Annotated in this window: 9 protein-coding genes; 6 read left to right on the plus strand and 3 right to left on the minus strand. The window is 35.7% G+C overall.

Features of this window, described 5'->3' with window-relative positions; all coding sequences use genetic code 11:
- The 6 genes from KBF89_04325 to KBF89_04350 all read left to right on the plus strand — a co-directional run.
- The coding region (locus KBF89_04325; GenBank protein MBP9115549.1) for a 2-oxo acid dehydrogenase subunit E2 at positions 1–1,263 on the plus strand (1,263 nt) is incomplete at its 5' end.
- A gap of 16 nt (positions 1,264–1,279) precedes the next feature.
- Positions 1,280–3,055 carry a lipoyl synthase gene (gene lipA / locus KBF89_04330; protein MBP9115550.1) on the plus strand — a complete coding sequence of 592 codons (1,776 nt, stop codon included), beginning with the start codon at positions 1,280–1,282 and terminating at the stop codon, positions 3,053–3,055.
- 123 nt (positions 3,056–3,178) lie between these two features.
- Complete coding sequence (locus tag KBF89_04335) at positions 3,179–5,560, plus strand: EAL domain-containing protein (protein MBP9115551.1); 2,382 nt, start codon at positions 3,179–3,181, stop codon at positions 5,558–5,560.
- 97 nt (positions 5,561–5,657) lie between these two features.
- Positions 5,658–6,341 (plus strand): hypothetical protein, encoded by a 684-nt coding sequence (locus KBF89_04340; GenBank protein MBP9115552.1) that lies wholly within the window; start codon positions 5,658–5,660, stop codon positions 6,339–6,341.
- Positions 6,342–6,510: 169 nt separating this feature from the next.
- Positions 6,511–7,959: a leucyl aminopeptidase gene (locus KBF89_04345; protein MBP9115553.1), complete on the plus strand. Its 1,449-nt coding sequence runs from the start codon at positions 6,511–6,513 to the stop codon at positions 7,957–7,959.
- Positions 7,960–7,979: 20 nt separating this feature from the next.
- Complete coding sequence (locus KBF89_04350) at positions 7,980–8,411, plus strand: cupredoxin domain-containing protein (protein MBP9115554.1); 432 nt, start codon at positions 7,980–7,982, stop codon at positions 8,409–8,411.
- Between the two features lie 3 nt (positions 8,412–8,414).
- Here KBF89_04350 and moeB read toward each other — a convergent pair whose 3' ends face one another.
- The 3 genes from moeB to KBF89_04365 form a co-directional block, all read right to left on the minus strand.
- Positions 8,415–9,554: a molybdopterin-synthase adenylyltransferase MoeB gene (gene moeB, locus KBF89_04355; GenBank protein MBP9115555.1), complete on the minus strand. Its 1,140-nt coding sequence runs from the start codon at positions 9,552–9,554 to the stop codon at positions 8,415–8,417.
- A gap of 21 nt (positions 9,555–9,575) precedes the next feature.
- Entirely contained in the window at positions 9,576–10,163 is a 588-nt protein-coding gene (locus KBF89_04360) for a hypothetical protein (GenBank protein ID MBP9115556.1), read from the minus strand.
- Positions 10,164–10,232: 69 nt separating this feature from the next.
- Positions 10,233–13,325 carry an EAL domain-containing protein gene (locus KBF89_04365; protein MBP9115557.1) on the minus strand — a complete coding sequence of 1,031 codons (3,093 nt, stop codon included), beginning with the start codon at positions 13,323–13,325 and terminating at the stop codon, positions 10,233–10,235.
- Between the last annotated feature and the right edge of the window lie 126 nt (positions 13,326–13,451).

The following is a 13,451-nucleotide window of genomic DNA, read 5'->3' on the forward strand; positions in this document are numbered from 1 at the left end:
CCAAGTGCTGGCGTACTTAGCGAGATAGTTGTTAACGAAGGCGACCTTGCTCAAGTAGGCGATGTGCTTGCAAGAATTTCTGACGCAGGCTCAGCACCTGTTGCTGAAACACCAGCTCCAGCTGAGGTACCAGCACAAGCACCTGCACCTACTGAACAAGCAGCTCCAGCTCCAGCACCTGTTAGCGAACAGGCACCATCATCTTTTGCACCACCCGTACAGGCTCCAGCCCCCGAACCAGCACAGGCATCTGCACCTGCTCCAGTAACTTTGAGCGAAACAGATGGTTCTAATACTCAAGGTATTTTACTTTCGCCTATCGTGCGAAAAATGGCGAACGATAACTCAATTAACGTTAATTCTATTGCCGGTACAGGCGTTGGTGGACGTATAACAAAAGAAGACGTTGAAAAAGCTATAGCGCAAAAGAGTTCAACACCAGCTCCAGCACCAGAAGCTCCGGCACAGGCACAGACTCCTGCTCCTCAAGCACAGACACCGGCTGCTCCTGCTCAAGCACCAGCTACACAAGCACCACAAGGTCCAGCAGGCCAAGATATAGTCATCCCATTTGATAACTTGCGTAGACGTACTGCTGAACACATGATCCGTTCAAAAGCAATTAGCGCACACGTTTATACTTCTGTTGAAGTAGATTTTGAAAACGTTGCCAACGCTAGAAAAGCTGAAGGTAAAGCTTTTAAAGAAAAAGAAGGCTTCTCTCTTACTTACTTACCATTTATTGTTCGCGCATTAAGTGAAGCATTGCCAGATTTTCCAAATGTAAATGCTTCAGTAGATGGAGATAATTTGGTTGTACATCCAGATTTCCATGTTGGTATCGCAGTCGATCTTGATTTCAAAGGTTTATTAGTTCCAGCTGTTAGAAATGCCCAAGGCAAAAAATTAAGATTGATTGCTCAAGAAATTCGTGACTTAGCTGTTCGTGCAAAAAGCAAACAACTTCGTCCCGACGAAGTAATTGGTTCTACATTTACCATTTCAAACCCAGGACCACTCGGAACATTCATGACTATGCCTATTATCAACCAGCCTCAGGTTGCGATATTAGCAACAGATGGTATTGCTAAAAAACCAGTAGTTGTGCAAGATTCAACTGGTGCAGATCTAATTGCTATTCACCACGTTGGTATTTTGACACTCGGTTGGGACCATCGTGCATTCGATGGTGGATATGCAGCTGCATTCCTTGCTCGTGTTCGTGAAATTCTACAAACACGCGATTGGGTTGCAGAAGTATAATTCTGAATAGAGTGCTATGTTAAAAGATAAACTTTATGTGAGATCACTAGGTGTTGTTGATTTCCATGAAGCTTTATCTATACAAAATGCATTTCATTCTAACGATGATGATTATCTACTTTTGCTTGAACATAATCCTATCTTTACTTGTGGCTCTGGTATACAAGAAGAAAATCTGCTCGATGTAAAAAATAGTGGAATCAAAGTTGTTGATATTGATCGTGGGGGAGATGTAACTTTTCATGGTCCAGGACAATTAATTGGCTACCCAATTATCACATTAGGCGAGACTCGTGGCGATTTAAGAAACACAATTGCTTTTTTACGATCTTTAGAAGAAGTAATAATAGAAGCCTTAAAAATACTTGGTATCCAAGCAATTCGTTTCGAAAAATATACAGGCGTATGGATAGATCTTGGTCCAGAGTATAAATACAACGATCGTTATAAGAAGATAGCTGCCATTGGTTCTAAAGTTTCCAGAGGACGAACCAAACATGGTTTTGCACTCAATGTTTCTACCGATCTTAGTTACTTTGACAAAATAATTCCTTGTGGAATTGAACAATTTGGTGTCACATCACTACATGAGCTCGGTCATACAAACATAACATTTGATCAAGTGATTGATACCGTCACAAAAACATTTCTCAACGAATTTAACTACAACGAAATCGATATCGCTTCGCATTCTTTCGACGAAAAAGAATATAACACTGATTCAGAAGACGAAGAGACCACAGCTTCTAAACGCTCGTTCCCCGCTTCGCGAAGTGCACTCGCATTTGAACCTGTAGCATCTTCATCAACACCCGATCAAGGTGACTTGTCTCGTTTTTCGGTCGAAAGCGTAAGTGCTATTCAACCTTCACTGAGATTATTAGGAAGGTTGTCGAAGGCTGGTGTGCGGGTAGATTTGGAGAAGGATCGTAGAAAACGACCCGACTGGATGAAGAACACTATTAAACAAACTGAAGGTTTTAAAGAATTAAAAGAACTCTCAAAAGATCTGAACCTAGTCAGTGTTTGCGAAGAAGCTGGTTGTCCTAATATTTATGAATGTTGGGAATCTAAAACAGCAACATATATGATTCTTGGAGAAAATTGTACACGTGCTTGTTCTTTTTGTTTAGTAGGTACAAATAAACCAGCTCCACCTGATACTAATGAACCAAAAAATGTTGCAATAGCTATAAAGACTTTAGGTATAAAACATGCAGTAATAACATGTGTTGCTAGAGATGATTTAGAAGATGATGGTTCAACGCAATTTGTCAATACTGTAAATGAGGTTAGAAAAGCTTCACCTGGTACACAAATTGAATTACTGATTTCTGATAATCGTGGTCATGAAAATTCACTAGATAAAATATTTAACTCACGACCAGATATTTTGAATCATAATATTGAAACACCAATTCGTATACAAAGAGCAGTGCGACCAAGCGCGAACTATGCACGTTCGCTTGGAGTTTTAACACGAGCTAAAGAACAAGGTTTGAAAACTAAAAGCGGAATTATTGTGGGCATGGGTGAAACGAATACTGAAATATTACAAACATTGCGTGATCTGAAAAATGCAAACATCGATATAGTAACAATTGGGCAATATTTACAACCTACACCCACACATCTCCCAGTTGACAGATTTGTTACGCCAGCAGAATTTGATGAGTTCAAAAGGTACGGGGAAAGTATAGGAATTCCTCACGTAGAATCAGGGCCACTTGTAAGAAGTAGCTATCATGCAGCAGAGGCTGTGGATAATTTAACTGAAAAGATTAAATCTTAACTAGCGATAAAACGGGTTAACGCACTGATTTCGGACATAAATATAGCTTTTTTTTGAATACTATCTTAATAATATACTTTAAATGTCGATAAATATTAAGTGAAGAGACTATTTAGAGTAAATATGAAAATAATTAAGAAGGTTGTAATACTTATATTTATTATGGTTTTCGTAACTCTTTCTGGTATTTTCACCCATAACTATATTACCTCAGATGAAGAAATAACAATACGCAAAGCTTTAGATCAAAGATCAGATCAGATGGCAATAGATGCAAAGCGTGAAATTTATAGATATGAAACAGTTATTTCTACAATGGCAACTCTTTTTAACTCAAGCGATACCGTCACTAAAGATCAATTTACCGCCTTTACAAACGGATTAAACCTTGGAAATTCATACCCTGGTATTAAAGGATTAGTTTATGTACTCAAAGTGGGCAGCAATGATGCTCAAGAAGTAAATGACAAATCGGCAGAGATTGGCAGCCCATTAAAAAGTCCAATAACATTAGATGGTACAGAAAAAGCAATTTTATATTATGTGATTCCAGCAGATGATGAGCAAGTACCGACAGGTTTAGATGCAAATCTTATACCAGGAGGAAAAGAAGGTTTTCAGTATAGTATTAATTCAAATAGTGCTGGAGCATCACCACCTCTTAAATACGTTATCGATTCAAAACCAACTACAGGTTTTGCACTAATTTACCCTGTTAAGGGTGGAGCACCAATACATCTAGATTCTATGAAATCATCACCAAATACTGGATGGATTCTTTCTTTTATTGATTCGAGTCTGCTTTTTGATACTCCCTTGGGAAGAGACTTTTCATTAGAAATAACTGATCATAACGATCCACAATTAAAGAGTGAAATAAAGATCGACAATCCATCAAATTATTCGACAAATTATTCTATAGATGTTGGTGGGAGAAAATTAGACTTTAAAGCAACTGCAAGTAAATCATTTATAGAAAGTGTTAGCCCTGAAGCAAAGGCAAGGAAATATACTCTCTTTGTACTTAATGCTGAGATTGCTATTATTCTTTTAATCCTTATACTATTTATGCAAAAAAGCAAAAAATCAAATGAAACATCTTTAGGTCATCAAATTACGCATGACACTTTAACGGGATTACCTAATAGATTGTTTCTTGAAAATTGGATGAATAATAGGATTTCGAATATTACCAATTCACCACGTAATAAAAATAATGATCGTATAGCTGTACTATTTTTAGATTTAGATGGATTCAAAGCAATAAACGATACACTCGGGCATCAAGCCGGTGACAGATTTTTGATTTCAGTGTCGCAGAGATTGTCCAATGAAATTCGCGGAAATGATATTTTGGCAAGACTTGGTGGCGATGAATTTATTGTTGTGCTCGATAGCGTTGACCAAGAAATTCAGGCTATACGCATTGCAGAACGTTTGCTTGAAGTAGTTAGATTCCCTGTAGTGTTAGATTCTGGGCCAGTATGTGTAAGTGCAAGTATTGGTATAGCTATTTCAACTCTCGAAGTTGGAATAGATCCTGATTCTATAATTCGTTTCGCTGATTCTGCTATGTATGCAGCTAAACAAGATATACATAATCGAATACGAGTATTTGATAATAAATTAAAATCCATTGTGGAAGGTAAACACGAAGTTGAAACCTCAATATTGCATGCAACTGAACGTGGAGAAATCATTGATGTATTACAACCTATAGTTAATGTTAAAACCGGCGAGACTGCAGGCTATGAAGCATTATGCAGGTGGAATAATCCTAATTTTGGTGTCTTAGGTCCTGATCAATTTCTAGATGCTGCAAAGGTTACTGGTGAAATTATAAGAATCGACAGTTGGATGGTTGATAAAGCATTTACAAATGCATTAGAAATATCTGAAATTACCGGAGTTCCTTGTCGAGTTTGGGTGAACCTTTCTGTAAGACATTTACTACAAGGTGATTTCTACAAGCACGTATTAGATGTCTTGAAAAATTCTTCCGCTAAAGCTGACATGATTGGTGTAGAAATAGAAGAAAGCGTATTTAAAGTAGACAGTGGTCTTTTATATCCTTTCCTAAATCAGTTAAGAGATTTGGGGATCCCTGTAGGTTTGGACGATTTTGGTGCTGAAGAAGCTTCTCTTCAAGCATTGAAAAAATATGATTACGATGTGATAAAGCTTGGTAGAAATCTAATAAATGATTTTATTACTAATCCTTCAACTTCTATAATCCCAGCAGTCATTCAGTTAGCTAAAGCATCTGATACAAAGGTTGTTGCCACTGGTGTCGAGACACCTGAAGCATTACAAAAAATCATTAATGCTGGTTGTGATTTTGTACAAGGTTATGTGTTCTCAAAACCACAAGAAATCGAAGCGTTAGTTGATGTTAGCCCCAATTTTGTATGGCAATTGCCGCTAGGTGTTAAATCTAAGGTAACAAATACTGACAATACTGACGACAATGGTGTTAGTTCAATTTTGGATAAGCAATCTTCTTAATACTAAAACTATACTTTTTCACGTGGTCTTTACAGTATCTTCAGTTGTTCTCAGTTTTGCCTTAGGCATAATTATATCGCTTATATATATTTCGACGATGAAGACTTTAGGAAAAGGCTTCTTTTTATTAATGCATTCAATATTGATAGGTTTTGTGATATTGGCCATACTCGCAACTTCAATCAATGTTGTAATAATATTTTCAATTTTGGTTGTATTGATCAGTTTGTTATTTCTGCTTGCTTTATATAAAGAATTTATTTTATTAAAAATAAATAATATGCAATTACAATTGGTATTTTCTATTTTTATATCTTTCTTATTAATTTTGGCCTTAATATTAGAAGTTCATAATGTGAAAAATATAAGAAATGAAATATTAGAAATATTTAGAATCTTAATTGGAGCATTATTGTTAGGCGGTTCTCTAAACGCAATGTTATTAGGCCATTGGTATCTAGTTCAACCTGGTTTAAATCGTATGCCAATAAAAAAGATTTGTAATTTTTTGATATTTGTACTTTTGATAGTCACACTTGGATGGTTAATAAAACCTTCAATGCTGCAAGTTTTTAGTGGGGATATCAATGATGGATGGAATGGTATGCTGGCAAATATGTGGTTGGGCTCTAGCATTACCTCTTTAGTTATCTTATTAATGGCGAGAAAAGCATTAAGTGAGAAGAGTTATAGTGCAGTTATGGCTACTACTGGGTTGTTGTATTTAGTTATTCTTATGGTCGCAGGTGTTGAGTTAATACCGCGTTCGATATTTTCTTAAAATGGATTCATTATACCTAATTGAATCCATAAAAGGTTTCGCGCCATTTCGGACGAGCCGAACCTAATATCAGACTGTCGCTAGAGATTGTTTATGTCTTCAATTAAGCATAATGGCTCTTAAATGCGTATAGAATGAATAGTATAAGAAAAATATAAAAAGGAATGTAATGGTTAAAGTAACTTGGTCAAATAAGAAAAGCAAAGCTATAAAAGCTGATATTACTGTTGTAGGTATTTTTGATGGTTCTGGATCAAATGATTCAATTATTGAACACCTTGGTGCTAAATACAAAGATAATTTAAAGCGATTAAATTTTAAACCAACACTTGGCAATACATTGTTAACACAAAGCCACTCAAATGTTTTAATGGTTGTAGGTTTAGGCTCAGCAAAAGAATTGACTTTAGATACTTTACGCAGAGCATGTGCATCTGCAGCTCGTGAAGCATCTAGCTTTGGGACTGTTGTTGTAGATTTAGGTACAACAACAACTACGGTACTTGATTCAGACATTAGCGCGAGAGCAATTTATGAAGGTTTTTGCTTAGGTCTTTATGGATATTCGAAATACAAATCTTCTAACGAAGCTAAAGTTAAATCTGTTGTTATTTCTGACGTAACAAAAGCTTCAACAATAAAGACGCTTCAAAAGGTTGCAAAAATCTCTAATGCTGTCTTATGGGCACGAGATGCTGTTAATACACCTCCAAATGATCAAGCACCAAAAGTTTATGCGAACGAAATTGCCGCATTGTTCAAAGGCACAACAGTCAAAGTTGAAATTCTTGATGAAGCCAGCTTGAAAAGAAAGAAAATGGTCGGAGTTGTAGCAGTCGGTCAAGGATCAGCAAATAAACCAGCATTTGTACATTTAACATATAAATCACCAGGTGCAAAAAAGACCGTTGCTCTAGTTGGTAAAGGTGTAATTTTTGATTCAGGTGGTTTGTCTATAAAAGTTGGCGATGGTATGGGCACAATGAAATGCGACATGGGTGGTAGTGCAGCTGTTGTAGGAGCTATGAAAGCGATCAGTGGTATTAAACCAAAAGTTAATGTTGAAGCATATATACCTATAGTTGAAAATATGCCTGGTGGTAATGCATACCGTGTGTGTGACATTCTTAAATATCGAAATGGCGTTACTGTAGAAATTGGTAATACTGATGCAGAAGGAAGATTGATTCTTGCGGATGGGCTCATCTCTGCTTCTGAAAATAAACCAGATGCAATAATTGATTTAGCAACGTTAACTGGTGCAATTGTTATTGCATTAGGGGAAAAAATTGCTGGAGCTATGTCTAATAACGATAAATTACGTACGAAAGTTATCGAAGCTTCTGAACGAGTTGGCGAAAGAATGTGGCCAATGCCACTTCCAAAAGATTACCGAAAGGCAATTGATACCCCTGTAGCCAATGTGATTAATACTGGTGAACGCTATGGAAGCTCATTGACTGCTGGTCTATTTCTACAAGAATTTGTTGGTGATATACCATGGGTTCATCTAGATATTGCTGGACCTGCATTTATTAGAGCTAATGATGGTGAAAACACAGAGGGTGGTACTGGTTTTGGTATCAGAACTCTTGTTGAGTTAGTTGAAACATTTTAAAATTAGATAAAATACTCTGAATGTTTAAAACAAAATATATATCAAGACTAATTTTAATAATATTCTTATTGCTCAGTATTGGTATTATTTTTTCTTCCTGTTCAACAACGAAATCATCTGATCAAAGTGCGGCAAAAGCAAAACTAAGTAAATTACGTGCAACAAAATTATATAAAGAGAAAAAGATAACTATTGGAGATAATTACTTCTCTCCTAAATCTTTAACGATTGAACCTAACACTATTGTTATATTCACAAATGAAGGTTTCTCTTTACATGATGTTAAAGACGATAAAGTTAAAACGAACATTCTAAATAGTGAAGTACTTAAATCGAAGAATATCTATGTTGCGCTATTTACCAAAGAAGGTGAATATGGCTATCATTGTCATTTTCATGGAGGACCAAAATTTGGTCAATACGGAACAATTATTGTAAAAGCAAAGAAATAGTAACTAAACCCTACAGTATTGATCGTATTCTTTAATTACTATTTCTTTGACATCGTTGCCACAAATTTTACATTCGTCATTTTTTCTAATTTTGAAGTTCTTAAATGTCATTTCGAGTGAATCAAAAGATAGCAATCTTCCAACTAATGAATCGCCAATACCCAAAATATATTTTATTGTTTCAAGAGCCTGAAGTGAACCAACAATGCCTGGTAATACTCCAAGTACTCCAGCTTCAGCGCAACTTGGCGCTAATTCTGGTGGGGGAGGCTCTGGCAAAAAACAGCGATAACAAGGGCCATGCGCTGGATCAAAAACACTCACCTGACCTTCGAATCTAAAAATTGAACCGTGCACTACAGGTACATTTAATAAAACAGATGCATCATTTAGTAAAAATCTTGTAGGAAAATTATCTGTACCATCTAGAACAATGTCATATTGCGAAACTATATCAATAACATTTTCTGCATTTAATCTTGTGTTGTATGTTGTAACTTTGCAATCAGGATTCAAACCAAGTATTCGCATTTTCGCAGACTCAGTTTTGTCCATTCCCATAGTTGCAATTGAATGTATTATCTGGCGTTGTAGATTAGAAGCATCAACAACATCCATATCTATAATTCCAATATTGCCAACTCCAGAAGCTGCTAAATACATACCAGCAGGCGAGCCCAAGCCACCAGCGCCAAGTAATAATACTTTTGCATCTATAAGTTTTTGTTGTCCGACTTCGCCCACTTCTGGTAACAATAGATGTCTTGCATATCTTGACATCTGACTTGAGCTTAGAAGTTTTGGAATTTCAAAGTCATTCCCTTTATCTTTCCATCCATTGAATCCACCGATTAATGATTTTACGTTTTTGTAACCCAAATCCATAAGTGTTTTTGCTGCAAAAGCAGAGCGAATTCCAGAGGCACAATAAATAATAATATTCTCATCTTGGTTTGGAATTTTATTTTCTATGTTAGTCTCAAGTGTACCTCGAGGGATATGAATAGAATTAGCTATTATTCCGCCTTCAATTTCTACTGGCTCTCTAACATCAAGAAATGTAACTGATTCAGAATTTACGGCATCTATTTCTATTTCTGTTATCTCTGATTTAATTTGAGATATTAGATCTTTTGATTTCATTGAATTTTCCTAATGTAAATTTCAATCGACGACATAATTTGGCTCATGTTGCGTTTGAATTTTCTGATAACTTAATATTGTTTCACCTATAATACTTGGATGAAGGCCACTTCTTGACAATGCAGTAAATATTTTATTTGTTTTAGTTGATTTTAATTTGAAGTTTGCACAAATAAATAGGGCTTTTTGTCTTTGGGTAGTCATAGGGTCGCTATTTAAGTTGTTAATCCACAAACTATGTTCACTTTGTAGGGATATATTGAGCTTTCTTAGATTGTTCTGCTCGATGTTAGGGATATTCGTAGGAACATAATATTTATCCTGATATTTCGAAATTAACCCGAAATAACATAATCTTTTTAAATTCTTAACTATAGGACTAGAGTTTCCTTCTCTATTTCCTACACCTATTGATTTAGATAGATCGTTTACTTCTTGTTCCCATGGCTCTGTTTCGCATAAAGCTCTAGTCAGTAATGAATTTAGTAATAATGTTGCTGTTGGCCCAAGTATGGGTAACCAGAACGTATTGATATATGGATCGTTTGCTAAGAATGATGATGTTGAATTATTTACGGGCTGTATTGGAATGAATATTATTGATGTCATGTTTCCTCCTTGTTATAACATGATAGAACAATACTACACAATAATGCGCATGTTCAAATATTTTTTAAATTATATCTTCTCGCTAGAAAATTCAAAAATACCCTTAGATATAACATAAGAATCCCAATTATCTGCTGATTTTGCTTTTGAATATAAGTATCCTTGGGCATATTCGCAACCCAAAGTTTTTAGTTCAGCCAAGTGATGTGGCTGTTCTACACCTTCGGCTATGGCTTTTAGACCTAAAGAATGTGCCAGTGATATAACAGCTGAAACGATGGCTGTATCTTCTGTATCTGTGCCTAAACCTTCGACAAAACTTTGATCAACTTTTAATGCTTCAACTGGAAACTTCTTTAAGTACGATAAGGAAGAATAGCCAGTTCCGAAGTCATCTACAGCAAAATGAATACCTATAGTTTTCAATTTATCTAGCATGATAATGGTTGATTCCACGTCAGTCATAAGTGCAGTTTCAGTTATTTCAAACCAAATTTTATCGGCATCTACACCAGTTCTTTCTATAATACGAAGTACCTCACCATATAGAGATGGCTCAGATAATTGTCTTGGGGAGAGATTTATACTCATTGTTAATACTTTGGATTCTTCACTTAAAGAGTGCCATTGCTTTAACTGTTCACATGCTGTTTCAAAAACTCTCATACCGATTGGGACAATAATTCCAGTTTGTTCTGCAAGTGAAATAAATTCTTTTGGCGAGATATGGCCTTGTGTCGGATGCTCCCAGTAGACAAGTGCTTCAAAGCCAGATAGCTTTCCAGTTCTAATATCAACCGATGGTTGATAATGGGTATGAAATTCTTGCTTTGCTAATGCTCTAAACATTCCATTACCTGTTTGTAGATCGGCAACAGCGCGTACATGGGTAGTCTCATCGAATTCTTCGACACGGTTTCTACCACCTTCTTTAGCCCGATACATTGCTAAGTCTGCATCACGCAATATAGTTTCAGACGTATCTATTACGCCAGTAGATCTTGCTATACCTATACTTGCAGTCACATATACTTCACCTTCATCTAACATAATCGGCATTTGGATATTTTCTAGAAGTCGATTTGATATCTCGTTGGTCTGCTCGTCACTAGAAATATCTTCACATAAAATTACGAATTCATCTCCACCAAATCTTGCAGTGGTATCGTTGGGTCTAACTGAATCTTTTATTCTATCTGCTACTGTCATAAGTAATTGATCACCAGCAGCATGTCCTAATGAGTCATTAATAATTTTAAATCTATCAAGGTCAATAAAAAGTACCGCAAGACTTAAACCAGTTCTTTTTGATTTTTCTATTGCAAGTGATAAACGATCAACCAGTAATAATCTATTGGGCATACCCGTCAAAGGGTCATGTATTGCTTGGTATTCAAGTCGCTCTGCAATTCGTCTACGCTCTGTTGTGTCCTCTATTTGAATAACATAGTATTGGAAAACTTTTTCGTCGAAAACTGGCTGGGCTGAAATTAGCCCCCATCTAGCAACACCATCTGGATGTTCAAATCTCATTTCTTCAACAACTTTATTTTCTTTAACAGAATCTAGTTTTGACCAGAGTTTTATAAATAGTGTTCGATCATCTTTTAAAATATTATCTTTTAACTCTTTTTTAATGATCTCTGAATTATCAATACCAAGAAATTCCGTCAAAGCATCATTCGTCCAAAAGCATTGACCATTTTTATGTACCAACGCAACGCCAATTGGTGCATTAGAAAGCGCATTTTCATAAAGCGCCATAGCCTTTTTGACTTCTAATTCGGAGGTCTTTCTTTCAGAGATATCACGACTGTTACATACAATACCTCCAACTGCAGGATCATTTCTTAAATCGTTTATAACGCATTCGAATGTGCATTCGACACCATTTTTTGTTACTACTTTTGTTTCAAATGGTTCTGGTACTATGCCCTTATTCAATTTCTTTAAAACGGAGATAGCTTGTAGTTTTGTATTTTTTAAACTTAAGAATTTTAAGAATGGTCTTCCTATTAAGTCCGCTGTACTATAGCCAAGATTATTTTTTAATGAAGGCGAAGCAAATATTACTAAACCATTACTATCGATTACTAATGTAATATCACTCGATTGTTTTATTAACGCTGAGAATCTAGCTTCACTTTGATATATTTCTCTTTCTGCATTTAGTGATGCGAGATTCGCTCGTTTTTCGCCGAGTTGCATGATCATTAAGACTAGATAGATCATGATGGCCAAACCAATACCTGAATATAGTGTTGTTTGACGGCCAATATTCGATGCGCGTTTTTTTATAGAATAATCGTTATAATCTAAGACCATTGTTTTGTTTAATAATCTTATATTTTGTTTTCTCAAATCTGTAATTGTTCTTTTACTGTTGATAATTGTTGTTCCAGATATTGTCTCGTCATCACCAATAGTTATTCCAAAATAGTCAAACGTATTTGCTTCATCCTTTGCACCTTCTAAAAATGAACTTATATCTATTGGTACAAATATTGTTCCTATAAAGTTTGCTCTTCGTTCAGAGACAGTTCTTGAGACAGTTCCAGCCTTAAATACAGGTATAAGAAGTAAAGCATGTTTTTTGGTATTTGAATTTGTTAATGCTTGAGAGATAAATATATTTGTAATTTGATTCTCACCGCTGTCTCTTGCTTCATTAAATTCGTCATTGCTATCGACTATTGCACTCAAGGGAATACCAGTGAGAGAATCAACGGTGAACCCCGAACTTTCAGTTATGCTTTTAGGCGCTATAGTCTCTATAGTCGGATTTCCAATCACATTAGGGACCGCGAAACCCATTTCGTAAATACCTTTATATCTAGTTGTTACCTGGGAATTTTGAACATATTGTTCAAGCAATTCTGAACTTGTATCAAAATTCGATCTAAAAATATTGCTTGAGCCACTAGCTAGTGCGGTAATCTTAGCCATGTAATCTGATATTGATTTTTCGGCATCCGATTTAGCAAATGCTGATGCCTTATCATTTTGTTCGTTTGCTGTTGCTAACTGTGAAAAGTACACTCCAAATGTGATCGAAAGAATTATTAACAATGCGAAAATAGGCGTGATCCATGACTGTCTGATTTTTCCAAAAAAAGTATATTGAATACTTGACAGTGGCGGACCAGTCGAATTATCTCTCACATTATATTATCGGCATTTAAACTAACTCCTTGATAGATTCAATGTTTTTGAGCAAGAGTGATATTTGAAATATTACAATAATTTCGCAATATGAAAATCTATTCGCTTTATACGCATAATCTATAA

Source organism: Acidimicrobiia bacterium (assembly GCA_018057765.1).
GTDB lineage: Bacteria > Actinomycetota > Acidimicrobiia > IMCC26256 > JAGPDB01 > JAGPDB01.